Here is a 25542-nt window from a genome sequence, read left to right on the forward strand (position 1 = left end):
GGCAAATGAGTGCCATCGCGGCCATCGTCATCGGTATGAGCATCATTCTCGCAGCCGTCATCTTTGCGTTTGTCGGAAACCTCTTGCAAGATACGGAGCATGATCCGAATGCGGGCAAAATAGATCGGCTCACACAGCAACTTGCCGAGCAGGACAGCCAAATTCGGGGGCTGCGCTCTGAGTTGAACACCCTCAAAGGACAGATGTCGGACGTCGGCGGCAGGGTGATGGAGTTGGAAAAAGCTCCACCTCCCAGCCCTGCTCAGACAGCCCCCGTCATTAATCCGCAAGCCGTCCAAGAGACTGCACCTTCACCCCTCTTCACGGACCAGTTCGGCGGTATGGCACCGCGTGAAGAGGAAGGAAATCTGACTGAACCGATGCAACTGGCAAAGAAGCGTTTCAACGAGAATGTCATACGCCCGACCCCGGCCGTGTTGCGACAGATATTGGGCGAGCCGAGAAGCACCTATTCAACCACCTGTGCACCGGTCACCAATCCGAAATTGCTGCATGTACTAGAAACCCGCGACATCGGCGGTATTCGTCTGACCATGATCAGACCGGCGCTCGATTCGCTTCAGCAGATCATGGCGCGCCTAAAAAAAGAAGAGCCAGACATCTATTCCGCCATCGGAACCGCGGGCGCGCTCTGTGCAAGGTATGTACGGGGGTCTTCGAAGTCGGTGTCCTCACATGCGTGGGGGGCGGCCGTCGACCTGACGCTCAAGAAAAACCTCGACAACATGGGCGATAACAGCACGCAATTCGGGCTCGTGGTGCTCGCGGAGTTCTTCAATGAGGCTGGCTGGTATTGGGGTGCGGGCTATAGCCGCGAAGATTCCATGCATTTCGAGGTCGGCGAGGCGCTGCTGCGAAAATGGGCGGCTGAGGGCAAGCTGTGAAGGGGGATCTCGAACCGCCGGGTCCAGCCCCTATGCAGGCAGATGTGCTTGCCGCACTGGCACAGCCGCTGCTGGATCTTGCAAGACGTGCCGAGAGCGAAAAGAAGCCAGAGCCGCGCGAGCTTGCGGCAATGGCACGGACCCTCGTCGCCGCTTTCGAGACGGAAGCACGACGCAGGAAGGTCCCGCAGGACTGGCTCCTGGATGCTCGCGATGCCCTTGTTGCTTTGGTTGATGCGCGAGCGCGTAACAATCCCGCATTGTCAATCCGAAAATGGGAGCGCGCGCTTGCCGCTGCTCTTCCAATTGGGGGCGTTATGACGGCCAGCAGGCTGGCCGAACGGGCGAGGGCGGCAGCGAAGGCAGGGCCCGCGAGCCGGGATCTCGCCCGCTTCCTCGGTCACTGTAACGACGCTGTCCAGGCGGCCCTTCTATCGGGCACACAGCATAAAACGCTCGCGGATCGCGGTCTTGCTGCCCTTGTGATCGGACTTTTCCTGGCAATTCTGCTGGTTTGGGCGGCATGGGCCGAATGGCGGTTTCGTGAGCGGCTTTTGTCGCAACTGCCCGATGTCGCACGTGTCGTAGAAGCCGGACGCGTGGCAACACCGGCAGCGCGCGCAGCCCAACTCGATGCATTCCTTGCGGGAGTTCGACTTGTCGAGCAGGATGCGCAGCGTTCACCCCTTGGTCTCATTCATCATTTAGGTATGTTCGATCCGGCAGAGGCCGCGCGTCGGCGCTATGGCCAAGCCGTCGACGCCCTGGCCAGCGGTCCGCTTGCTGCAGCCCTTGGTGTTGCTCTCGCCACGGAAGGAGAGGCGACCGCACTTTACGATTCCCTGCGCGCCTGGTCTATCTTGAAGGGCACCTCGGACTGGCAACCACGGTTCCTGGCCGGCTGGGTGGACGATCGAGCCCAGACATTTCCCGAACTTGCCGGCATGGCAGTGCATGTCGCCGCCATGTCCGGACCTCCAGCAGATCTTGAACAGCCGGATCCCGAAGCAATTGCTCAAGCAACACAGTTTGCTTCAGAGGGCTCTGCAAACGAGCGAGCCATGCTCGAACTCGCCCGTGCCGAGAAAACTGCGGGCCTTCCAGCCTGGTCTCTCGGGCAGGCAGCACCTGGTCTCGACAGGATATTGATCCGCAGGTCCGGACTGCCCATCGAGCAGGCCGTGCCCGGTCTCTACACTGAGGCAGGATGGGCTTATGCACGCTCTGGTGCTGCAGAAGAGGCGATCGGCAAGGCGAAAACCGAAGCTACCAACCTCCTGCAAGCCGCCGACATGGCGAGTGCTGATGCAGTTATGGACCTTCTTCAGAAGCGAACGCTGGAGACGTGGTCTCACTACCTCGGCGATCTTCGTGTCCGGCCGTTCACCGACCAACCGAGCGCGGTTATTGTCAGCGGTGTGCTAAGCGCCACCAACTCGCCGCTCTCGGCCCTGATCCGTGAGGTATGGCGCCAGGCGGGTGGCACCGACCGCAGCCGCAGCCATGCGAACCAGCTTCGCATCGCCGCCACAATCGGGCCTGCCATCCAATTCGTGGAGCAGGGTCGCATGTCGGAAATATCGCGGCTTTTTGTGTCGCTGAATGTCGCGCTTGCACTTCTCGACGTAAATTCAGAAATCGGCAAAAGGTCGCTGATGGATGCACAGGAACGCGCCAACTCCATCGTCGCCCTGCAGCAGGCCCCGCTGCTCGTCGTACAAATGGTCGAAGACGTGATCTCCCAAACGGCCTCTCCAAAGGCGATAGAAAAGGCCGAGGATCTGGTCCCGACAGGAAGGCCGCCGGGGGCTTGGGGCGAGATTGCCATGGCCTGCCAGGCCGCTGTGGCAGGCCGCTATCCGTTCTTTGACGGGTCGGACGCGGATATGGCCGAAGTCGCGCGCATTTTCGCGCCGAATGGTCTGGTGGCGACCTATTTCCGGACGCAACTGGCGCCTTCAATGGACACATCAACGACCCCGTGGCGCTGGAAACCGGAGGCACGGCTTTCCGGCTACGCGCCCGAAAGCGCAACGTTCTTTCAGAAAGCTTCCGCGATCGGTGACGCGCTCTTTCGTCAGGGGACCGCGCCGCGCCTCCCTGTATCGCTGGAGGCACTTGCGCAGCGCGGTGCGGCTACCATCTCGATCGGCGGCGCTCACGCTCCGGTTACCACGTCAGGCGGGGCGGTGACCTTCAACTGGCCGGGGGACTTGCCATCACGCGGCCTCGAAATCTCCTTCGATAGCGTCAGAACTGTCGAGAAAAAGAGCGCGCCCGGGCCGTGGGGCCTGTTGCGCTTTCTGGACGGATCACGCTTGCGGCCACGCGACGGCGGCCGGCGTTTTCTCATAGACGTGCGGGCAACCGGCGCGCGCGCCTACCTGCAGATGTCGTTCGCCGAGCCTGCCAACCCTGTGTCCGTGCGCCTTCTGATGCGGGAACTGACATGTCCATCGAGTCTCTGACGTCACCACGGATGCAAAGGCGGACGCACGCGTCTCATAAAGTCACGTATGCCTGTCCGGCAGGCACTCAAGGTACCAGCAAGTGCAACCATGGGCGCTGCGGAACGCTGCGGGTCACGGCAAGGATGTCGGGAGCACCCTGATCAGCCAAGGTCTTGCCCTGCCTCTCAATTAGCCAGGATGACGGATTTCCGCAGCCTCGATCATCGCTCTTCGCTGGCGAGTTGCCGCTCCTCAATCACGCGGCTGCGGGACTCTGAGCCCAGGGCAGAAGCGCTCAATGATCTTCTGTGTCTCCTGCGTGCAGAAAAAACTGCTGCCGACGGACCTGTTCAACGGCAGCCAATATACCCTGGGAGGGGAAAGGCACGTGAACGGCGCTTTGCACTTGGCTTCAGGTCTCCGTCCCACACTTGTTACTTTAAGCACCCCAGGGAGTGGTGGGCTGCTGAAGTTGCCGATCAATAAGCAATATTATTTTGTTCGGTGATCGTATTAAAGCGAAATCGCCGAGGCCCACGTGCATACTGGCGTATGCGCCCTGGCACACAGCAAGAACACAGCCGCCTCTTGTACTGGGCGGTAGGGGCCTCGGCATCGATGCCCTCATTCTGCTCGTTGCCTTTATGGTACTGGAAGCGGCGGTGCGGCCTATCTGACTGAGCTAGCGCTCCGCGACACGGAATTGATGCAGCCTGTCTTGCTCTTCAGCATGTGACTGAGGGAAAGAAACAGCATTGCTAGCTGTGTCCGCCAAACCCATTGTGCAGGGGTGGATTGAGTGAAAGTTCGCTGTCCAGCCATTGTGGTTTCGAAGTAGAAATATGCGAGATGTAGCCGGTGCAACATGCGAAATTGTTAACACCTGTCTTAAGCGGCCCTTTAGGCAACATGAATTGTCATCTTAGTGGTTTCAGGCATTTTTCTCGCAGAGTTCGAACGGCCGCTTTTTTGTGACACGAGGTGAACCTACGGTGACCAGTGAGAAAAACCAGTTTTATATTGGAGGGGAATGGCAGGAATTCGCCTATTTAGCTCGTTTACCGGTCGTGGATCCCGCCTCGGAACAAGTCGTCGGGCAGATTGCCGCGGGCGATGCTCATCATGTCGATTTAGCGGTTGCCGCGGCGCGCAGGGCCTTCCCCGCCTTTTCTCAATCATCTGTGCCGGAAAGGCTCGCCCTGCTTGGCAGGATGCATTCGCTCCTCATGGAAAGAGCGAAGACGTTCGCAGAAGCGCTCGTCATGGAAATGGGAGCAGCGATCAGCTTCGCGCAAGCGTCCCAAGTGCCATTTGCTGCCGAGCACATCCGTGTCCAGATGGAGATACTCGATAAGTATCGGTTCGTGACCGTTGACGGGCGCACCGCGACCGCCAAGGAAGCGATCGGGGTGTGCGCGCTGATCACACCCTGGAACTGGCCGCTTTACCAGATCACCGCCAAAGTCGCTCCGGCGATCGCGGCAGGCTGCACCGTCGTGCTCAAGCCTAGTGAACTGTCACCTTTTAGCGCTCTGCTCTTCGCCCAGTTGATGCACGATGCCGGCGTTCCGCCAGGCGTGTTCAATCTTGTCAACGGCACTGGCGAGAGCGTCGGAGCAGCACTCGCCAGCCATCCTGACGTTGACATGATCTCGATCACCGGTTCCACCCGCGCAGGAGTACTCGTCGCCCAGGCGGCCGCACCGACCGTGAAGCGCGTGGTTCAGGAACTTGGCGGGAAGTCGCCGAACATTTTGCTCGACGATGCCGACTTCAGCGAGGCGGTTGCGAAGGGCGTGCTTGCCGGTATGCGCAATGTGGGCCAGTCGTGCAGTGCTCCGACGCGCATGCTCGTCCCCGCACATCGGCTCGAGGAGGTGGAGGAATTGGCAAGCGCCACTGCGAGGGCCATCCGAGTCGGCGCCCCGCTTGATCCGGCGACCGACATGGGCCCGATTGCCAATCGGGCTCAGTTTGACCGCGTGCAGGTCATGATTCAGGCGGGAATCGATGATGGCGCCAAACTGCTGTGCGGTGGTCTGGGGCGGCCGGCGGGCCTCGACAGCGGCTTTTTCACGAAGCCGACGATTTTTTCGGAGGTGAAACCCGACATGCGCATCGCTCGTGAGGAGATATTCGGTCCTGTACTTTCGATTATGCCCTACAAGGACGAGGAAGAGGCAATCAGCATTGCCAACGACACCGTCTATGGTTTGGGCGCCCATGTCCAGTCTCCAGATCCGGAGCGGGCGCGGCGGGTGGCGCTGCGCATTCGTGCCGGCCAGGTTCATATCAACTATCCCGCATGGGACGGAGCGGCCGCGTTCGGTGGCTACAAGCGATCCGGTAATGGCCGCGAGTATGGTGTATACGGGCTCGAAGAGTATCTCGAGACGAAGTCCATCCTCGGTTATTGACTGGGCGGCTCGGCGGGGTCGGCTCGCCAGGGCAGTGGTTTCAGCGACTGACGAAGCATCGTCAGGAAAGCGGCCGTCCGCGCACTTCGGCCGTGCCGCGATCCGAGGATGGCGACGATATCGGCTGACGGAAGCTTCCAGTTGGGAAGCACCTGTCTCAGCCGTCCCTTGGCGAGGTCTTCTGCAACGGCCCATTCGGAGCGCATCAAGATGCCCTGACCAGCCAGCGCCCAATCCCGAATGACGGCACCATCGTTGCTCGACATGACAGGATTAACGCGCACTGTCGCACTTTCCTGCCGCGATCCCTTGAACCGCCAGAGCGTTACATCCTCCTCGTTCTCGCGAACGACGAGACAGCGATGTCGCGCCAGATCGGCGGGCGTAGAAATGGGCGCAGCCGAAGCGAGGTATTCTGGACTTGCGCAAAGAATTCGATGGTTCGGCGCCAGTGTCGTCACCACCTGGTCCAGATGCGCGGATGCCCCGATGTGAACAACCACCTCATAACTGTCGACGATCAGCGCTGTGGGATGGTCGGACAATTGCAGGGTAGCGGAGGCACTGCGATGCTCTCGAGCAAACGCTTCCACGACCGGGGCCACGTAGATCCTTCCAAACCCGTGAGGCGCGGCGACCCTTAGGTGCCCGCGAACTGCACCCTTCCGATCAGCCAAGGCTTCAGCAAGGGAATCTATGGCATCGCTGACAATGACGCTGTGAGAAGCGACCAGTGAGCCCTCTTCGGTCAGACGAAGATGGCGTCCGGACCGGTCGATCAGCCTTACCCCGACTTTCTCTTCAAGCGCGCGCAGGCGCTGGGTCACCGCCGGAGGTGTCACGCCCAGCTTTCGTGCGCTTTCCGCGAGAGATTTCGAGCCCGTGAGAACCGAAAAGAAAGCTAGATCGTCGGACGTGAGCATTAATCTGTACCTGAAGCGCTAATTCACTGAGTGTTAATTGCCATCTTTAGGGTTTGGCGACAAGATGAGCCTCGGGTTGGAAATCGGATTAATGGATTCTAGCCCCAGACGGAGCCCACCATGTGGTATCTTCTGCCGCTGCCGCTGACGCAAGAGACGGAAGGGTTGCTCGACGCCGGGCGCTTCGAGACGGCTGCCAGCCAGCGCGGCGCTCGTCCACGTGTGGCGCGGCCCGCAACTCGATCACGACGCGCTCATTGCGGCTCGATTGGGCTTGAACGCCGAACCGATACACTGGACTATTTTCGGATTACAGAGGAGAGAGCGAACGCAGTCAGCGTATCGCGCACGCCGGGCATCTCGGCAATCAACTGCCAAATCTGCCGGATGCGGTCAGCCTCGTGGGACTCGACCCGAACGAGCAAGTCGAAATCACCCGTCATCACGTCGCAAGCCACAACTTCCGGAATCTTCCGTAACGCCTGAATGACGTCGCCGCCCCTCATGCGATCGTGACGATAGACGAAAATCAATGCGGTCGTGACGTGTTGGCTTTTGCCTCCATCGCCGGTAACGATCGTATATCCCTTGATGAAGCCTTCTCGCTCCAACCGTTCGATCCGCACCCGCACGGCATTGCGGGAAAGGTTCACCTTCGCCGACAACTCCGCATGCGAGATTCGGGCATTAGCCTTCAACTCGACAAGTATCTGTTCGTCAGTTCGATCGAGAAGATATTTCATGGAACTTGAACGGTCGCTAACCTTAGGATGTCCGGCGTTACCGGCCGATAAGCTAACACGGAGATCTCCGGCAGTAAGGCTCTTTCTTTCCGGCTCGAATATCGCCTCGAAATCGAAGCCATTGTGAAACCTGGCAGCGCCTCCCTTTCCGCATCGCATCCGTCACGCATCGCGCTCCCTGATAACCTGCAGCAGCGCTCGCGGCCTCTCTTTGCTCAGGTTCCCGGTGGCTTCGCCCGCCCAACCGACAAGCACGTCAGCAAGCTCCGACGCGGGCGCATCCTCATGCTGTAGCCTGAAGTTGATGACCCCGCTGACTTCATCGCCGAGAAAAAAGACGTTCCCCTGGACTAATGTGCCATTAACTGCCCCGGTCGGAAGATCAGTTGATGTGCGCTTTGCCCGTCGTTCCAAGACAGTGTGGATCGAGCCATCACACGACCCGGGCTTAGGCATTTGGCCGGGCCTGCAAACCTAAGTGAGGCGCCTGGTACGAAGCTGACGACGGCAGCCAATCGATCGGCAGCCACAGAGTGGCGCGGCCGTTTGTTGTGCGCAGCGGTTTGGGGCAAGGGACCCCATGTCACAAATAATCGACGAGACCAATTTGATCTATGTTGACACCAATCACGAAACCAATTCTATATTGATCGCACAACAATCCTGATTGGTAGCTAATGGTGCTGAACGTGAAAACAACTCCGACACTAGAAAAAGGCCGTGCTGCCCCTTCGCAGGCAGCTGCTGTAGCAAGCAATGCGCCCAGCCAACTGTTCATCGGCGGCGAATGGGTCTCGGCGAAAGCTGGCAGGACTTTCAATGTGATCGATCCCTCGAGTGCCGATGCGATCGCTACGGTTTGTGATGGTGATATCCAGGATGCAATAGCGGCCGTCGACGCGGCGGAAAAGGCGGCCGGGGCTTGGAAGCTAACCTCGCCACGCCGGCGCGCGGATATTCTGATGAAGTGTTTTCACCTTCTTGTCGAACAAGCAGAGTGGCTGGCGCAGCTGATTACCGTGGAGAATGGCAAGGCGCTTCCGGATGCGAGATCGGAAGTCGCCTACGCGGCGGAGTTTTTCCGCTGGTATGCCGAGGAAGCGGTAAGGGCCCCGGGTGAATTTGGACTATCACCTTCGGGCGCAAACCAGATCATCGTGAGTCATGAGCCGATTGGTATCGCGGTATTGGTAACGCCATGGAACTTCCCGGCAGCAATGGCGACCCGAAAAATTGCTCCAGCTTTGGCTGCAGGCTGCACCTGCATCCTCAAGCCCGCAGCCGAGACGCCTCTTACGGCGCTCGCGATCGGAGAACTCATGCGGCAGGCAGGCGTTCCCGCAGGAGTGGTCAATATCGTTCCCACGAAAAAGGCAGGCCCAGTGGTCAGCGCAATGCTGCATGACAAGCGGGTCCGGAAACTGTCGTTCACCGGGTCGACAGGCGTTGGCAGGATACTGCTGCGCGAGGCCGCGGACCAGGTTGTCAGTTGCTCAATGGAGCTGGGCGGCAACGCGCCTTTCATTGTATTCGATGACGCCGACCTGGAGACGGCTGTCGCCGGGGCAATGGTCGCCAAGATGCGCAACGGCGGGGAGGCCTGTACGGCTGCAAACCGGTTCTACGTTCAAAAGGGAATTGCGGCTGATTTCACACGGCGCTTCGCGGAAGAGATGGCAGCGCTCAATGTCGGACCAGGGCTGCTGGCGGATACGCAGCTTGGTCCGCTGATAACGGATGCCGCAGTGGCCAAGGTGGAGCGCCTAGTCGACGACGCTATCGCCAAGGGTGCCCGCCTGGTGACCGGCGGGAGCAGAGTAAACGGCGAAGGTTTCTACTATCTGCCAACCGTTCTGGCCGACGTCTCTGCGGACGCGGAGATCCTTCGCGAAGAAATCTTCGGTCCGGTTGCGCCGGTGATTGTATTTGATGCCGAGGATGAGGCCGTCGAGTTGGCCAATGATACCGAATACGGGCTGGTATCCTATGTCTTTAGCCAGGACCTCAAGCGGGCGCTCGCTGTCGCGGGCAGGCTGGAAAGCGGGATGGTCGGAATCAACCGCGGGGTTGTCTCCGACGCTGCCGCGCCGTTCGGCGGCATGAAACAGAGCGGCCTCGGACGCGAAGGCAGCCACCACGGAATGCTCGAATATCTCGAAACGAAATATATCGCCGCCACCTGGTAGGTGCGCCGCGATCAACTCAGATCAGATCGGCTTGGAACTATCCGGACAAAGCGGGTGGCTCCAGCCAGAATAGGAGAGATCAATGTCCCTGCTGAAAACCATTGACCCGAATCCGTCATTCGAGCCGAAGCAGCGAATTGCCGAGCCGGATCGCCTCATAGCTGGTAGCCCGGCTTTCAAGACCTGGCTGCAGGACACCGCAAAAGACGGCACAGTGAATACGGGGGTTTTCGAGGCGACGCCCGGTGAAACGCACTCCATCAAGGGCGAGACGTTTGAATTCTGTCATCTCGTCCATGGCGTGATCGAATTGACCGAGAAGGGGAAAGAGCCGGTCATTTACCGCGCCGGCGATAGCTTCGTGATGAAGCCGGGTTACATCGGCGTTTGGAAGACGATCGAAACGGTGCGGAAGATCTTCGTCACCGTCACCTGATCATTCGAGGTCGTGCGCCTCGAATTGCCTCTCAATTTCGCGGGGGCAAACGGCGCGATCCGGCCGGCACGCCCTTAATGGTTCAACAGACACCAGTGTAATCGCGGTTACCGCAATCTTCGCCTCGATTTAAGAAAGACCACGAAATGGATGAATTCTTGCAAAGGGAATCGATCGTTCTTGCGCCTTTCGAGGCTCATCATCTTGATGGTGCCGTGGCGCTGTCGCGTGCGGCTGGCTGGGCGCACAGGAGAGAAGACTGGGAAATGATATGGTCCCTGAGTGAGGGACGCGTTGCCCTTGCAGGTGATCGGGTCGTGGGTACCGCCTTTATGACTCCCTTCGGCGATACCTGTGCAGCCATCAACATGATCATTGTCGACGAAAGCCAGCGAGGCCAGGGATTGGGAAGAAAATTGACCACTGCCGTGTTGGAACTCGCCGGTGATAGAGAATGCCGTTTGAGGGCCACCAGCGACGGCTTGCCGCTTTATGAAAAGCTGGGTTTCGTCACGACGCACAAAATCACCCGCCACCAGGGCGTCACCGGTCGCGTCGATGCTCCTGCAAATGTTGAATGGATCGGGTCTGCCGCCCTGCCTGCGATCAAGGCGCTCGATAGTGCGGCATTCGGCGCCGATCGGGACGCGCTGCATGATGTTCTGGCGAACGAGGGGACATTCGCCGCCATTCGGGACGGTGACGGTATTGTCGCCTTCGCGGCGACGCGGCTGTTCGGCAAGGGCGAAGTCGTGGGGCCGGTCGTTGCGGCAAACGCTGGACAGGCGAGGGATTTGCTGGCCTTCATCCTCTCCGGCAAGGAAGGTCGTGTCGTGCGAGTTGACATCCCCGAAGACAGCGGCCTTTCATCCCTCCTCGAAGAATGGGGGCTGCGTAACGAGGGTGGTGTCGTTGCGATGGTCCGGCGTGCTGGAGGCCGACCTCAAACACCGGCCGTTCAAACCTTCTGCCTGGCGAGCCAAGCTGTTGGCTGACCTGAAGGTCTGAAGTGACGACGCATTCACGGCGGATTGGTCAGCGTTGATCTAGCAATTTGATCTGGAGATCTTCCCAGTGCTCCTGGAACGCATCCCGCGCCGTATCATAGTGGCGACTTCTCAAGCTGTTGATGAGCCGCTCATGTTCTTCCGCCATTTCTTCGGCGGTGGCGTAGAAATCCTGCCGCTGTGCGAGAAGGAGTTCGATCTCGCCCTCGAGGTCTGAATAGGTCCGCTTCAGGCGAGCGCTACCGCTAGCGGCGATGATCGCGCGGTGGAAGTCCCGGTCCGCAGCAACCAACAGGGATCTGTCGGCCGATAGAGTCGACCTGTGCATAATGTCGACCGCCTCCAGCGCTTGGGACGGGATGACGCCGGTCAGTACGATCAGTCGAATGGCCTCGCCCTCAATGGCGCCGCGCACGCGTGTGATATCGACAATATCGTCCGGCCCGAATTCGGGCACTACAAAGCCTCGGTTCGGTATTTGACGCAGCAGGCCCTGGGTGACGAGCACCTGGGCTGCTGTACGGAATGTGTGCCGCGAGGTCGAATGCTCTTCGCACATCTTCACGTCGCGGAGGAACTCGCCCGGTCGGAAATCCCCCGACAAGATGCGCCGTCGCAACGCGTGGGTCAGGATGTCAACCGCGCTGGCCGGCAAGGGCTCGACGTTCATCTCTGGATCTTCGGCTCTATTCTTGGCGGGCAGCGGCGGCATGGCTTTTGGCTCTGCTCGTTGATCAGTTCGCATGCCTACGCCACATGCGGCGACGCGGGCAAGGGAAATGATATTGTGCCTACTGGCTGCATGGTGGCGGGTTCTATGTCTGCACGGACCGAAGCGCCTCGTTGACGCCCTCGAGCAGACGCGCCGCGTTGGCCGATGTGAAGATGAGCGGGGGCCTGATCTTCAGGATATGCGCGTCCGCTCCCGTCGCGGAAATGAGAATGCGCCGATCGCGCAAGGCATTGACGGCTGCAAGCGCACGGTCCATGTCCGGCGTTTTCCGGTCTCTATCCTTGACGAGTTCGACCGCGAAATAGAGGCCGGTCCCACGAACATCGCCGACGAATTCATATTTTTTCTGCAGGTCCCTGAGGCCATCGAGGATTTCTGCGCCGATCTTGACGGCGTTGTCTAACAGTCCCTCTTCGAGGATCGTGTCGAGTACGGCCCTTGCAGCGGCGATAGCGACGGAGTTGCCGCCAAACGTGTTGAAGTAGCGCATGCTGGATCCGAAGTCGGCGACGAGTTCGGGCCGCAGGACTACGCCGGCGACGGGATAGCCGTTGCCCATGGGCTTGCCCATAGTAACGATGTCCGGATCGACCCTGTGACGCCGGTGACCCCAAAATTGGGTGCCGGTCCGCCCGAATCCGGATTGCACTTCGTCGGCAATGAACAGGCCGCCCGCCTTGCGCACCACTTCCGCCACCGGCGCCAATACGTCCGTGGTTTCGACGTAGAGACCATCGGAGGAGAAGACGGAGTCGGCGATGAAGGCCGCTAGGCCGCCGCCATGCCGCTCCATGTCGGCGATCTGCCGCGCGACATCCTCCGCCATCCGCCGGCCGATTTCCTCGACAGGCAGGCGATAGGAATCTGGCGCGGCGACCGTCCGGAGATAGGGATCCAAAGCCGACTTCCTGCCGAGCGACGGCGAGATTGCCGCTACCGCGCCGCTGTTGCCGTGATAGGCTTCCGCCGTGACGATGACACCGGTCTTGCGTGTGTGGTAACGCGCGATTCGCAGGGCGAGATCGTTCGCTTCCGAGCCCGTGCATGTGAACATTGCACATCCGGTGCGGCCGAGTTCGCCACCGAACGTAGCGATCAGTGCTTCGGCATAGTCCAGCAGGGGCTCCTGCATGTAACGCGTGTGGGTACAGAGCACCTCGAGCTGCTTCTGGATCGCCTCGACGACACGCGGATGAGAGTGACCCAGCGATACCACGTTGTTGTAGGCATCGAGATATTCGTTGCCGTGCTTGTCATAGAGGAAAACGCCCTTGGCACGTGAGATCTCAACCGGCGACTTGTAGAAGAGCCGATAAGCCGGCCCGAGCAGCCGTTGCCGCCTGGCGACATGCGCCAGATCTTCACTTGTGAGATGAGACGTGTCCTGAGGGTTGAAGCCATTTGGCATGTCGCCACGGAAGCCCTTAGGCAGAGTAGTCGCTTGCTTGGACATTGTGGTTCCTATCGTGTCAGAAGATCGGAAATCTGGGCGGCGGAAATCGAGTGGAACCACTCGAGGTGGGCCCAGCCGGCTTCGGTATTGCGCAGGATGTAGCGGCTATTCTCTGGGAATATCTCGGCGCGCCAGCACGTCAGCAGCGCACGAACCGCAAGACGGCCCATTGCTAGGAACGGGATGAGTCGAAGCTCCTCGTCTGTCAGGTCGGCATGACGGAGATAGCCGCGCAAAACGTCGCGCGGTGCGTCGAACAGGTCACACCGGTTCCCATGGTCGGATGTTTTTGGCATTTGATTCATTAACGCCGTGGAGACGTCGACGGCGATGGCGGTGCGGACCGCATCGCCGAAGTCGATGACGCCGGTCAGGAATCGCGGGCTGGCATGATCGACGACCAGGTTCGACGTATTGAAATCATTGTGGAGCACTTGCCGCCGGCACAGGTCGAGTTCAGGCTTGATTTCGGCAAACCGCTCGAGCGCGCTGACTGTCCATGCCCGCTTGCTGCCTTTAGGGATGAAGCTCAATAGATCTCTGAGGTCGAGCAGATGGCTGACGTCCCATGCCACCGCCCGACCGTCAGCGGGATGCGAGAAATCGGCCATGGAATGACGCAGCTTTGCCAGAATTTCCCCGATCCGTTCGCGCTGTGGGGCTGTGCAGAATGTTCGGTCGAGCGGGGTGCCGGCCATGAAGCTAATGAGCCGCACCACTCGCCGCTCGCCGGCACTCGTGGTGACGATCGGCAAATCCACCCCGTCGACGTCGCGAAGTGTGCGGGGGATGGGTAGATCGGGGGCTCGCTGCTCGAGATGACGCATCAGCGCGACCTGGAAATCGAGCTCCTCTATGCGTTCAGAAGGATGAGCGATCTTGAGCACAAACTTCCCCTGGGCCGCGCAGTCCAGGAGGAACGTGTCGTCCTTCTCGGTTTCAAAGCGGGTTGCGGAGCCGCGTGTACCATAGAGCCGTTCGGCGATTGCTTCAGCTTCCGTAGCGCCAACGGGATGGCACGCCTCGGACAGCTCAGCGGCGCGTGCTGGCCCGCGCTGATGCTTATGACCCATCTTCAAACTCATTCAGATCCTGCCTCGAGAGTGGGGCTCGATGGAATATTTCACATCCGCAATTTTTGTACAACAATTTTTTCTGCGATGGAGAGATCGGGTCGATTCGCTGGCGACGAAAGAGCGGGGTCTATTGGATATTCTGCTCGAAAATCGACTAGATATTTCAGCGTTAAAACAATGAAAATGGCCACTCGGTTGTAAGTTGAGGAGCGACGACACACAAGTCGTCGGAAAGCGACCCAAGAGAAAATACTAAGGATTGTTGGACAATCTCTTGCCATAGCGACAAAGTTATGTCAGTGTGCACCCACTGGTCGGAATGCAGCAAACTAGTTGGAGTCTTCCGGTTGGCTGGATTAGCCGGGATCAACAAAGGCAGCGGAAGTGACCAGTTACGGATTCGCAGAGTTTCCTGCGCCGCTGCTGCATCGCGGTCTATCGGAACGGCGACCTCATTAGACAGGCGGCAGGCCCGCTACGATGACCTTGGATCGGCACACCGTGCCATGAAAATTGGAGGGAATACACACAATGACCCAATTTCGACCGAAGTACGTAACCTTCGACTGCTACGGCACGCTCACCAATTTCGATATGGCCGGCGCTGCTCGGCGCGTCTACGGCGAGCGCCTCTCCTCTCAAGCGATGGCCGCTTTTGTCGAGGCTTTCAGGGGCTATCGCCTTGACGAGGTGCTAGGGCCATGGAAACCGTTTGTCGAAGTAGTGCACAATTCAATCGAACGCAGCTGCAAGCGCATCGGTATCCCATTCAAACCCGAAGACGCGCAACGCATCTATGACGAGGTGCCAACCTGGGGTCCGCATCCTGACGTCCCGGCTGGTCTGTCCAGGGTGGCCGAGGAAATCCCGCTGGTCATCCTGTCCAATTCCATGAACAGCCTGATCATGTCGAATGTTGAAAAGCTGGGCGCGCCCATCCATATGGTAATCACGGCAGAAGAAGTCGGGGCATACAAACCTCTGATGAAGGGCTTCGAATACATGCTCGACAAGCTCGGCTGCGGACCGGAAGACATTACCCATGTCTCCTCATCCTTCCGCTACGACCTGATGACCGCTTATGACCTGGGCATCAAGAGCAAGGTCTGGGTCAACCGCGGCCATGAGCCGGCCAATCCCTATTACGAATACACTGAGATCAAGGATATCGGCGGGTTGGCTGCCGCCGTTGGCCTGGAGCCAGCTCTCAAGCGTGCCTGAAAATCAGGGCTCAGGCCATTTTGCTAATGAGACCGGGGCGGTCCTTCGCCCCTTCTCTTTATCGTTCGGAGGGCAAGCATGGCCTCCCTTGCGTACGCGTGACTTGCCGGCGTTCGGCTATGGTGCGATCCGAACGTCGGGATCGGGGCGCGTTTGGTGCGCTGCCGCTATCCATGTCCGCTTTCGAATAACCGAGGCTGTTCCTCAACCATTGATTGGGGCCCACAGCGCTCGTCCGCAAGCGTGGGAGATGGCTGGGCCAAGTCGATCTTCGGTTGGATCCTGCAGAAAGGGCGCTTCAATTAGAAGCCGCAGCCACAAGCTCCGTTTCAACTCGCTCTGGAATGGTTAAGGTGTGGTCGACTTCGATCCCGAAGTATTGCGCCGGTGCTCTCCAGCCTCTGGTGGCCGAGCAACAGCGGCGGCCATGTTCCCGTCTTATTGTCGATGTGAGGCGACCTTTATCCGCTTCAGCCAGTGTCGGGAAAAGCCCGATGTTCGGTAACCACTTTCGACAACCCTGCTATGGGTAGTCGAAGGCAAAGCTTCTCGATGGCCTTGATCGCCTGCTCGAAATGACAGCGCTCATGCCCGCCTGCTCGGCCCGGGCGATGGAGGGCGGCGCGCCCATTTCCCGTGAGCTGATTTCGCCTAGCTCGTCGTTGCGGCGCTTCTGGATCACCAACAATGCGCTTCAGTGGTTCGATGCGCTCTTCATTGGTCGTCTGCGAGAAGGAGGCAAAGGCCCGCCGCGCGGCCGCGACCGTCTTTTCCGCATCGGCGGCACTGCCGAGTGCGATCGTACCGATCGATTGCTCCGTACAGGGATCGATGACCTCACATGTTTTCGACACAACGAAGCGACCCCCCCTTCAATATAAAACCTGTGGGCGTGTTTCATTGGTCGCTCTCATACTCGGTCTGTCGTCCCTGCCGAATGAAAGCCGCGGTTCGCCCGCGGCAGACCATTTGTATTTGCACAGAGGATATGGCGGATCGCACATGTTCAACGGCGATCGGGTTGGTGTGCTGACCGATGGTGAAACGGATCACGGCGCCACATTGTAAATCTCGGCAAGGTCGGATAGATCCCAATTTCCGCCAGACAAAACCGCACATACTTTCTCATCAGGCTTTACGTCTAAGCTGCCCGCTAACAGTGCTCCTATTCCTATGGAGGCGGCGGGTTCAGCGATCAATTTCGCATCCTTGGCAAGAGCACGCATTCCGGCAATGATGTGCTCGTCTTCAACAAGAACAATCTCGTCGACATACTTTTCGATAATCGGGTAAGGATTTTGACCCGGAACACTCAACCTCAAACCATCCGCGATCGTGTTCTTTAACGGAAGCGATGTGCGCTCCTTGTTTATCCGGCTGTGAAAATACTTCGGTGTCAAGGCAGGCTCTGCCCCGATAACGCGCACCGATGGCTTGGTTTCTTTTATCGCAGTGGCGATCCCCGAGATCAGCCCTCCACCGCCCACGGGTACGATAACCGTGTCCACATCTTCCAAGTCTTCGAGGATCTCACACCCGATCGTTCCCTGACCAGCCATTACGACGGGGTCCTCGAAGCCGTGAATGACCGCATAATTGTTTCCTTCGGCGATCTCGTAGACTCTTCTCCATCTAGCGGCATTATCACCATCAAAAAGAATGACTTCGGCGCCAAGGGCTTCCGTATTGGCGATCTTGATTTTGGGTGTGGTGACCGGCAGCACCAAAATCACTTTTACGCCGAGCATCTTGGCTGCGTAAGCAAGCGCCTGGGCGTGGTTGCCCGACGAGGTCGCAATGATGCCGTTTGCGATCTCCTCTCGGGGGAGCGAGAGAGCCTTGTTCAGGGCGCCGCGGATCTTGAATGCGCCCGTGATCTGCAGGGTTTCCGGCTTGAGGTAGAGCTGACAACCAGCCGCTTTCTCGATTTTGTCGGCACGCAACAGCGGCGTGTGCCTGACATGCGGCTTTAGTCGTTGCTGAGCTTCGCGGATGTCCTGAATGGTTGGATAGTTGCGCATGGTCATTCCTCAAAAAACTGGAAGAAAGTGCCGACGTTATTGGCTATGGCGTTCTGATAGATTTTGCTGGCGGTCGTATTGTCTTGTATGGCCATCCCTGTGGAATCGAAGATGGTGATTTCATCGTCACTTTCTCGTCCCGGCTTACTTCCCAGCAATACCTCGCCGATTTCGCCATGGATGTCGTCTTTTGCGATGATGTTTTTGTTCAGAGGGTGCCAAGTCTCGCCCTTCTCCGTACATTGTGAGAAGGAATCGACGATAATTTTCGCGTTCCTGAAAAGCTCCGGATCCAGCTCCTGTTTGCCGCGTTGATCTGTGCCGATTGCGACAATGTGTGTGCCGGGCTTCACCCAATCCGCTTCCACCAGTGACCCCGTCCCACGTGTCGTCGTAACCAGGATGTCGGCCTGCTCGACCGCCTCCTTCTTAGAGCTCGCGACGATGACGGGAATACCCAGTTCACGCTCGATGTCAGCCTTGTACTTGCAACCCGTTTCCGGGGTGCTGTCCCAGGCGTGGATCTTTTCGATCTTCATGATCTCGTTGATCGCCCGGATTTGCATCCTTGCCTGATTGCCGGTGCCGATCGATGCGATTGTCTTGGCGTTCTTTCTCGCCAATGCTTTGACGGAGACGGCCCCCGCAGCCCCCGTTCTGATGCCAGTGATCAAGCTTCCATCCATGATGCAAATCAATGCGCAGCTCCTGGCATCAAACAGGAGAATCGTGCCCATGCTGTTGGGCACGCCATGTTCTGCGGGGTTGTTCTTGAACCCTCCGGAGTGCGCTTTCATGGAGATAATTTCGTTGACGCTATAGTAGCCAAGCTTGAAGTCGATTTCCCCACGGCGAGAGGGGAGATGTATTCCGAGATAAGGAGGTTGCTCCACCTGCCCACTGCTGTATGCCTTGTAAGCCTCTTCGACCGCGCCGATGACGTCCGTCTTGCTGACGAGCCTTCTGACTTCGTCCTTCTTGAGCAGCAGCGTTCTCATGCGTGATCCCTCCATTTCAATTCATCGGGTGCATCGGTGCAGCAGGAGCTGAACTCCAATCACTATAATAGGTGAGCGGTGGGTCTATTGGCCGCAATCCAGGGGGCTTTGAGCAGATTGTTTTGTTTTCGCGGGAGGGTTTGGCAGAGAGTTTCGACGCCCACCGTTCCGGAAATTTTGCCGAGCAAGTCCCCGGTTGTTTCCACAGAGACCGGTTGGCTAATTGGTGTCAGTCGATGCCTGAAGCGATCGCGGATCACTCTCGACCCGCAATCACAAGGGCAAATGACGTCGCCCTCCAGCATTTTCTGCTGATGATCCGACATGTCCGGGTAATTCAAAAGCGCCCGCCGGGCTATGATTGATCATGACTTGAACAACTCCCCGCAAAGCAAGGACGAAGCACATGACTCCTTTCCGCCCGAAATACATCACCTTCGACTGCCATGGTACGCTTATCAACTTTCAGATGGCGGAGGCGGCACGCGATCTCTATTCCGAGCGCATGAGCGAGCAGAAAATGCTGCAGTTCATCGCCGACTTCTCTGCATACCGGCTTGATGAAGTCATGGCCGACTGGAAACCCTATGCGGAGGTCGTCCATAACGCATTGGCAAGGACCTGCAAACGCAACGCCATCGAGTTCAAGGATGAAGACGCGCTGATGGTTTACGAACGGGTCCCCACCTGGGGGCCGCATCCCGACGTTCCGGCGGGTCTTGCCAAGGTCGCCAAGGAAATTCCCCTGGTCATTCTGTCAAATGCGATGAACTCGCAGATCATGTCCAACGTCGAGAAGCTCGGCGCGCCGTTCCACGCCGTTTACACGGCCGAAGACGCCGGCGCCTATAAGCCACACTTCCGCGCCTTCGAATATATGCTCGATATGCTAGGTTGCGGTCCGGAGGAGATACTGCATTGCTCTTCCTCGTTCCGTTACGATCTGATGTCCGCACATGACCTCGGGATCAAGAACAAGGTTTGGGTCAATCGCGGTCACGAGCCGGCCAATCCCTATTACGGCTATACAGAAATCTCCGGGATCTCGGATTTGCCGGGCGTTGTCGGGCTCTGAGGAACCCTGAGTACGTCTGAATATTTCTCAGTGTCCGGCGGCGCAATCATGGATGGCGACGCCGGCGAGGAGACTTTAAGAGCCCGGGCCCGAGCGACAGTCCGAAGGCGGGAAACCGGGTATTGCCCTCAGTCATAAACGCCCGACGCTTTTCAGGGTCGGGCGCGGCGGCCGCGATGCCATTCCGACGGTCGCTTGCCGATGCGCATGCCGTCGACTCCAACAGTGCGAGGATCTCAGTCGTGAATGATTGTAGCGATCCGGTTTCAGACGACAACGCCCGTCATCCCGGCGGGAAACAGTCAGTCCGCGAGCCGTTCACCAAAGCATATTTTGGGGCCGCTGCCGCTATTCTGGCGACAAAGCCGAGCCCAGCAGAAGCCCAGCTGTCGGGTGAGTTGCTACTGCGCCACTACGGCCTGAAGGGAGCGATGAGAGTTCTATCCTCTGAGGTCGAGTGTACCACGGAGGTCACCCTGCTGAACGGCGATCAGTTAATCCTCAAAACTTCGGCACGGCCCGAAGGAAGAGACAGTTTCCGCTTCCAGGTTGAAGCCCTCGCCGGGCTGGAAGGCGCTTTCGGTTTCGCAGCACCTCGGATTGTGCGCACCGGTGACGCTATGCTGATGTTCGAAGAGCATGAGATTTGTGGCTACCTTCAGACGCGACTTTCAGGGGCACCGCTGCATCAGGCGAACCCTACTCCGGAAATCCTCTACCGGGTCGGCCGGGCGCTCGGCAGGCTCAGTTTGGCTCTCGAGCCACTGAACCTCTCCGCCATGCACCGCCCGGTTCTTTGGCACGTAGGATGCTGGTCAAACCTGATGGAACTGGAGGAGCATCTGCCATCGGGACCAGTTGCGGCATCCGTGCGTCTTGCCATGAACAACTATGTCGAGTTGATCGAGCCGCAACTAAGCGATGTAGCCTGGCAGGTCACGCACAATGACCCTAGCCCCTTCAATACACTCCTGACCGATGGTGGTATCGCCTTCATTGATTTCGGCGACGGCTGCTGGGGGCCACGGATTCAGGATCTGGCGATTGCGGCAAGCCACTTCGTGACGGACCCGTCTCTGGCTCTGGGCGGCGCGGAACATCTGATCGCTGGCTATGCCTCGGTGATTCCGCTCCGCCCTCTCGAAGCAAAACTGCTCGTCGGACTGATAAGGGCGCGCCAAAGCGCCCTTATCCTAATCAACTACTGGCGAGCAAACCTCTTCCCGGCCGAAGCAGCATATATCAAGAAGAACGTGGGCCGAGCCGAACACGGGCTGTCCATCCTGTCGGCATTATGCCCCGGGGATGGCGAGAGGGCGGTGAGGCGCGCGTTGCCGTAACCCGTACCCGTATCCCTACACGCGCATTGCCCTCACATTGGTCATCGGCACGGTCCCCCGCGATCTTCTCGCGAATGGAAACTCAAGCAGGATCAAAGACATGTCAACAGATCTCATGCCCAACCGCTTTACCCCCGGGGAAGCCACAATTCCCCCCCGCGAATCTGAACTGATCGCCCGGCGCGACAGCGTATTGGGAGCTTCCTACAGGCTCCAATATCGCCGGCCGGTACATTTCGTGCGCGGCGAAGGCATGTGGCTCTACGACCCCGACGGACGTCGCTATCTGGATTTCTATAACAATGTGCCCTCTCTCGGGCATTGCAATCCAGAGATCAATGCTGCCATGGCGGAACAAGCCAGCCGGATCAGCGCAAATACCCGCTATCTTGAACCGCGGCTTGTCGACTATGCCGAACGGCTCGTGGCCACTTTCCCCGAAGAACTGAACCGCGTTGTCTTTACCTGCACAGGTAGTGAATCCAACGATCTGGCGCTGCGGATTGCCCGGCTGACCAGTGGTCGGGAAGGTGTGATCGTCTCTTCTCATGCCTATCATGGCACAAGCGCAGCGACGGCGATGGTATCACCCAATCTGGGCGACGCCGTCAATCTCAGTCCCGCCGTTCGCATGGTGTCGCTACACGGCCCTGCGGGCATACCCGAGGAGCAAGCCGCGGCATTCTTTGAACAACAGGTTCGCTCCGCTATCGCCGACCTGAACCGGCGAGGCATTGGCATTGCGGCGCTGCTTTTCGACAGCATTTTCTCGAGCGACGGCGTTTGGGTGGACCCGCCGGGTTTCATCGCCGACGGAGTCAAGGCGGTGCGCGAGGCGGGTGGCCTTATCATTGCCGATGAAGTTCAGCCGGGATTTGGACGGACAGGCACACACATGTGGGGTTTCGAACGGCACCAGGTTGTCCCGGATCTCGTCACTCTCGGCAAGCCAATGGGCAATGGATTTCCCATAGGCGCGGTCGTTGGCCGCAAGGCGCCAATGGATCGCTTTGGCGCTACTGCTCGGTACTCCAACACCTTCGGCGGCAATACAGTCGGGATCGCGGCAGCTGACGCGGTCCTGGCCATTCTGCATAGAGGTCGAATGCTCGAGCATGCGCATGCCATGGGCGAGCGCCTCAAGGTGGGGTTGGAGCATCTTGCCAAGCTGCACGATGGTATCCGCGGCATTCGAAATGCCGGGCTGTTCTGCGGCATCGACATCGGGTTGGATGGAATGGGCGGGGCCAGCCGGCGCGCTATGGCATTGGAGATCGTAAACTTGATGCGGGACGATGGCGTGCTTATCAGCACGACCGGCGCCAACGAGGATACGTTGAAAGTGCGGCCCCCATTGATTTGCCAGTCGGAGCATGTGGATCGCTTCCTCGAAAGCATCGAATGCGCGCTCAAGAAGGCTGTTGCACAGGTGTAACATAGTGGCGCGCATCGTCGAATAGGCTCGCTACTTTCATCAGCGAAAGCTAAGTCCATGAAACTCGATCGGATCGACATCAAGATACTGAACGTGCTGCAGCAGAATGGGCGAATGACAAACGTGGAGCTCTCGGAGGTGGTGAATCTTTCGCCGAGCCCGTGCCTGATGCGCATGAAGAGGCTGCAGACGGAGGGGTATATCGAGGGCTATACGGCTCAGGTCAATGTCGCCAAGTTGGGACAGACAGTAACGGTCTTCACCGAGGTGACGCTGAAGAACCACCGGCAGACCGACTTTGCTCGCTTCATCGCCGCTATCGAGAAAATCGAGCAACTCATCGAGTGCTATGTGATCTCGGGCGGTTACGACTATCTCCTGAAATTCGTGACTACCGGGGTCGGCGAATATCAGGAGATCATGGAGCAACTGATCGAGTTGGACGTCGGCATTGACAAGTATTTCACCTACGTCGTGCTGAAATCGCCGATCCGCAAGGCGCACATGCCGCTGACGAAGCTATTCAGCCAGAGGCTCTGATGAACTCCTCGCCGGTCTCCGGTTACAAGAGCCGGACAGGTCCTGGGAAGTTCGTGGTCCGAACCTGCGGCCTTCCAGCACAATCAGAGACCGCCCACCTCGACTCTGGAGCCGTCAAAGAAGCGCGACAGTCGGAAAGGCGTCGGATCGACGCAGGGTTTATCGTTAGCAACAAGGTCAGCGGCCAAGCGACCAATGCCAGGGCCAATGCCGAAGCCATGGCCGGAGCCGCCAGCCGCCAAATAAAGGCCCTTGACGTGATCGGACGCCGAGATGACTGGCACCGCGTCCGGCGTGCAATCCACATAGGCGCCCCAACTGTCGGCGATTTCGATACCTTTAAGCGCCGGGAACTGCTCGGTGACGCCTTTTAGAATAGACGCAATGGTCCGGCGACTCGGCTTTGGGTCGAGAACCCGGATCCGCTCGAAAGGCGAAATAGTATCCTTGTTCCAGCTCACCAGGGCTTCGGGTCCATAGAACATGGATCTGCCGACGCCGATCTGGACCGCTTGCAGCCGCTTCAGAAACATCGGCATGAACCAGCGCGCATAGCGAATGCCTTGCGGCGTGATATCCAAGGTCGCCCTGCCGCTAATAGCAAGCGTGTAACTGCCATCCAACCTCCGGGTCAGTGAACACTCTGGCGTATAGATTGCCTCGCCGAGATTGGTTGTGGGGCGCGTCCGAATTGCAGTCTGGCGCACGCTTGCCTGTGGGAACTGCACGCCGTACTGGCGGCAGAACAAGGAGGTCCACGCACCGCCGGCGTTCAGAACGGCCTGCGATCTGATGATGCCTTTCTCGGTGATGACCCCGACTACTGCATCGTTGACGATGTCGAGGCCTCTTGCAGCGCATTCCTGGTGGATAGTCGCACCAAATTTGCGGGCGCCGTTCGCGATCGTCGGCGCGGCAATGGCCGGTTCGCCTTTGCCATCATCGACTGAATGGACGCCGCCGAGCCAACGGCGGCCTTGCGCTGGAATTCTGTCATGCGCTTCTCGGGCAGTCAGCATCTTCGTGTTGACGTCGAATTGCCGGGCGATTGCAAGCCATTGCTCCCATTCCGCCAGCTGCTGGGGATTGTCCGTCGCGTAGAACAGACCGCATCGGCGGAAGCCGACGTCCTCGCCGATTTTGGCGGCAAACTGGTCCCACGCCTGCATGGAAACGCCCGAGAGCGGCAATTCGCGCTCGTCCCGGTTCTGTCGGCGGCACCAGCCCCAGTTTCGGCTGGACTGTTCACCGCCGACATAACCCTTTTCCAGCAATGCTACGGAGAGTCCCCGCTCTGCGAGAAAGAATGCCGCCGACGCGCCAATAATGCCGCCGCCGATGACGACGACATCCGCCTTTGCGGGAAGATGATCGCTCTGTATGCGTTTGAGCAGTGGTGACATCGAGAGACCTCATTTGGACTATTGCCCTTTCGGCCGAGAGCCTCTCCCATGTGAGGACCCTGCAAGGACAGGTTGATCTGATTGAAGCTCAGAAATCGGGACCCGCTCCGCCCCTCACGAGCCGTTGTTCAGCAAGCCGACACGAAAAGATCGACATCGTCGGCCCGCGTTGCAAAACTGGTTACCAGGCGATGGAGACCTTCATCCGGCGCGAAGCTTCCGACGAGGTCCTGCGGAACGGGCCAGTCGTAGAAGATTGCACCCCGTTGGCGGAGTTTCGCCGCGACATCCTTCTTTAGGATCGGGAAGACTTCGTTGGTGTCGGCCTGCCAAGCCAGGCGGCTCGTCTTGGAGGCGGTGATGCCCTCGGCAAGTCGCGCAGCCATGGCATTGGCGTGGCGGGCGAGGTCCAGCCAGAGATCGCCGGCAAAGTAGGCGTCGAATTGCGCCGAAACGAAGCGCGATTTCGAAAAGAGTTGGCCGGCGCGCTTTCGCATGAAGTGCATTTCCTGCGCCTTCGAGAGATCGAAGAGCACCAGCGCTTCGGCGCACCAGCAGCCGTTCTTTGTGCCGCCGAAGGAGACGAGGTCAACGCCTCGCTTCCAGGTCATTTCGGCAGGCGTTGTATCCAAGCTGATAAGCGCATTGGCGAAGCGGGCACCATCCATATGCAGCGGCAGACTCTGCGCCTTGGAAACGGCGGCGATCGCGTCGATTTCCGCGAGCGAATAGACCGTGCCGCTTTCCGTCGCCTGCGTCAGCGATACTACCGTCGGCTGACCGCCCTGGACATTGTCGAGTGGGAAGCGCCGAATCTCGGCGTCGAGGCGAGCGGCCACCATCTTGCCTCTCGGTCCGTCGACCGGCTTGAGGCGGGCGCCATGCGAAAAGAACCCCGGCGCGCCACATTCGTCGGCAATGACGTGAGCCTCGCGATGGCAGAAGGCGACACCGCCTGCACGGTTGGCTGTCGCAAGCGCCAGCGAGTTGGCGGCCGTTCCGGTGCCGACGAAAAAGACGGCGACATTCCTTTCGAAAATCTCCGCGAACTTCTGTTTCACCTTTCGGTCGAGGTCGCTGGTACCGTACCCCGACGCATAGCCGGCGGCATGCGCCATCAGGCTCTCGCCAATCGCGGGATGGGCGCCGGACCAGTTGTCGGATGAAAATATCATCGCTT

General features: G+C 58.9%; 21 protein-coding genes and 1 pseudogene. 12 read left to right on the forward strand and 10 right to left on the reverse strand.

Going from position 1 to position 25542, the window contains the following annotated elements:
- Positions 1-5 precede the first annotated feature (5 nt).
- The 3 genes from C4N04_RS27150 (at position 6) to C4N04_RS27165 (ending at position 5772) form a co-directional block, all read left to right on the forward strand.
- Positions 6-905 (forward strand): M15 family metallopeptidase, encoded by a 900-nt coding sequence (locus C4N04_RS27150; RefSeq protein WP_040112456.1) that lies wholly within the window; start codon positions 6-8, stop codon positions 903-905.
- A gap of 32 nt (positions 906-937) precedes the next feature.
- Entirely contained in the window at positions 938-3373 is a 2436-nt protein-coding gene (locus C4N04_RS27155) for an ImcF-related family protein (RefSeq protein ID WP_106797493.1), read from the forward strand.
- A 974-nt stretch (positions 3374-4347) separates the two neighbouring features.
- Complete coding sequence (locus C4N04_RS27165) at positions 4348-5772, forward strand: aldehyde dehydrogenase family protein (protein WP_077988873.1); 1425 nt, start codon at positions 4348-4350, stop codon at positions 5770-5772.
- On the opposite strand, the gene C4N04_RS27170 is transcribed toward C4N04_RS27165, so the two are convergent.
- The gene (locus C4N04_RS27170; RefSeq protein ID WP_077988872.1) at positions 5766-6695 is read right to left on the reverse strand and encodes a LysR family transcriptional regulator; all 930 of its coding nucleotides are present in this window, start codon (positions 6693-6695) and stop codon (positions 5766-5768) included. The genes C4N04_RS27165 and C4N04_RS27170 overlap by 7 nt on opposite strands.
- Positions 6696-6833: 138 nt before the next feature.
- On the opposite strand from C4N04_RS27170, the pseudogene C4N04_RS27175 reads away from it, so the two are divergent.
- Positions 6834-6960 (forward strand): annotated as a pseudogene (locus C4N04_RS27175) (NAD(P)-dependent oxidoreductase); the annotation flags it as partial.
- A 34-nt stretch (positions 6961-6994) separates the two neighbouring features.
- Here C4N04_RS27175 and C4N04_RS27180 read toward each other — a convergent pair.
- Positions 6995-7438, reverse strand: coding sequence for an Lrp/AsnC family transcriptional regulator (locus C4N04_RS27180; protein ID WP_077988871.1), 444 nt, complete (start codon positions 7436-7438; stop codon positions 6995-6997).
- 677 nt (positions 7439-8115) lie between these two features.
- Between C4N04_RS27180 and C4N04_RS27190 the strand changes: the two genes are divergently transcribed.
- The 3 genes from C4N04_RS27190 (at position 8116) to C4N04_RS27200 (ending at position 11055) form a co-directional block, all read left to right on the forward strand.
- Positions 8116-9624, forward strand: a complete 1509-nt coding sequence (locus C4N04_RS27190) for an NAD-dependent succinate-semialdehyde dehydrogenase (protein WP_077988870.1) — start codon at positions 8116-8118, stop codon at positions 9622-9624.
- A gap of 82 nt (positions 9625-9706) precedes the next feature.
- The gene (locus tag C4N04_RS27195) at positions 9707-10060 is read left to right on the forward strand and encodes a cupin domain-containing protein (protein WP_040112450.1); all 354 of its coding nucleotides are present in this window, start codon (positions 9707-9709) and stop codon (positions 10058-10060) included.
- Between the two features lie 146 nt (positions 10061-10206).
- On the forward strand, positions 10207-11055 hold the full coding sequence (locus C4N04_RS27200; RefSeq protein ID WP_077988869.1) for a GNAT family N-acetyltransferase: 849 nt from the start codon (positions 10207-10209) through the stop codon (positions 11053-11055).
- A 40-nt stretch (positions 11056-11095) separates the two neighbouring features.
- On the opposite strand, the gene C4N04_RS27205 is transcribed toward C4N04_RS27200, so the two are convergent.
- The 3 genes from C4N04_RS27205 to C4N04_RS27215 all read right to left on the reverse strand — a co-directional run bounded on the left by C4N04_RS27205 (position 11096) and on the right by C4N04_RS27215 (position 14338).
- Positions 11096-11737, reverse strand: coding sequence for a GntR family transcriptional regulator (locus C4N04_RS27205; protein WP_225882578.1), 642 nt, complete (start codon positions 11735-11737; stop codon positions 11096-11098).
- Between the two features lie 145 nt (positions 11738-11882).
- Complete coding sequence (locus tag C4N04_RS27210; protein WP_106797494.1) at positions 11883-13253, reverse strand: aspartate aminotransferase family protein; 1371 nt, start codon at positions 13251-13253, stop codon at positions 11883-11885.
- Between the two features lie 8 nt (positions 13254-13261).
- The gene (locus C4N04_RS27215) at positions 13262-14338 is read right to left on the reverse strand and encodes a phosphotransferase (protein ID WP_077988867.1); all 1077 of its coding nucleotides are present in this window, start codon (positions 14336-14338) and stop codon (positions 13262-13264) included.
- Positions 14339-14860: 522 nt separating this feature from the next.
- Between C4N04_RS27215 and C4N04_RS27220 the strand changes: the two genes are divergently transcribed.
- The gene (locus tag C4N04_RS27220; protein WP_077988866.1) at positions 14861-15550 is read left to right on the forward strand and encodes a haloacid dehalogenase type II; all 690 of its coding nucleotides are present in this window, start codon (positions 14861-14863) and stop codon (positions 15548-15550) included.
- 470 nt (positions 15551-16020) lie between these two features.
- Here C4N04_RS27220 and C4N04_RS27225 read toward each other — a convergent pair whose 3' ends face one another.
- The 3 genes from C4N04_RS27225 to C4N04_RS27235 all read right to left on the reverse strand — a co-directional run bounded on the left by C4N04_RS27225 (position 16021) and on the right by C4N04_RS27235 (position 18569).
- On the reverse strand, positions 16021-16404 hold the full coding sequence (locus C4N04_RS27225; RefSeq protein WP_348628315.1) for an aldehyde dehydrogenase family protein: 384 nt from the start codon (positions 16402-16404) through the stop codon (positions 16021-16023).
- A gap of 195 nt (positions 16405-16599) precedes the next feature.
- Positions 16600-17577, reverse strand: a complete 978-nt coding sequence (locus C4N04_RS27230) for a threonine/serine dehydratase (RefSeq protein ID WP_170961468.1) — start codon at positions 17575-17577, stop codon at positions 16600-16602.
- Positions 17574-18569: an ornithine cyclodeaminase family protein gene (locus C4N04_RS27235; protein ID WP_077988864.1), complete on the reverse strand. Its 996-nt coding sequence runs from the start codon at positions 18567-18569 to the stop codon at positions 17574-17576. Before C4N04_RS27235 ends, C4N04_RS27230 begins: the two co-directional genes overlap by 4 nt.
- A 406-nt stretch (positions 18570-18975) precedes the next feature.
- Between C4N04_RS27235 and C4N04_RS27240 the strand changes: the two genes are divergently transcribed.
- The 4 genes from C4N04_RS27240 to C4N04_RS27255 all read left to right on the forward strand — a co-directional run bounded on the left by C4N04_RS27240 (position 18976) and on the right by C4N04_RS27255 (position 22959).
- Entirely contained in the window at positions 18976-19644 is a 669-nt protein-coding gene (locus C4N04_RS27240) for a haloacid dehalogenase type II (protein WP_077988863.1), read from the forward strand.
- A 242-nt stretch (positions 19645-19886) separates the two neighbouring features.
- Positions 19887-20984, forward strand: a complete 1098-nt coding sequence (locus C4N04_RS27245) for a phosphotransferase (RefSeq protein ID WP_245345103.1) — start codon at positions 19887-19889, stop codon at positions 20982-20984.
- Positions 20985-21084: 100 nt separating this feature from the next.
- Entirely contained in the window at positions 21085-22419 is a 1335-nt protein-coding gene (locus C4N04_RS27250; protein ID WP_106797495.1) for an aspartate aminotransferase family protein, read from the forward strand.
- A 57-nt stretch (positions 22420-22476) separates the two neighbouring features.
- Positions 22477-22959, forward strand: coding sequence for an Lrp/AsnC family transcriptional regulator (locus C4N04_RS27255; RefSeq protein ID WP_077988860.1), 483 nt, complete (start codon positions 22477-22479; stop codon positions 22957-22959).
- A gap of 83 nt (positions 22960-23042) precedes the next feature.
- Here the strand turns inward: C4N04_RS27255 and C4N04_RS27260 are convergent, their stop codons facing one another.
- Both C4N04_RS27260 and C4N04_RS27265 read right to left on the reverse strand, forming a co-directional pair.
- Positions 23043-24362, reverse strand: a complete 1320-nt coding sequence (locus tag C4N04_RS27260; protein ID WP_077988859.1) for an FAD-binding oxidoreductase — start codon at positions 24360-24362, stop codon at positions 23043-23045.
- A 128-nt stretch (positions 24363-24490) separates the two neighbouring features.
- Entirely contained in the window at positions 24491-25537 is a 1047-nt protein-coding gene (locus tag C4N04_RS27265; protein ID WP_106797496.1) for a low specificity L-threonine aldolase, read from the reverse strand.
- Between the last annotated feature and the right edge of the window lie 5 nt (positions 25538-25542).

Origin of the sequence: Rhizobium sp. H4 (assembly GCF_003013335.1) — a bacterium.
Taxonomy (GTDB): Bacteria; Pseudomonadota; Alphaproteobacteria; order Rhizobiales; family Rhizobiaceae; genus Rhizobium; species Rhizobium sophoriradicis.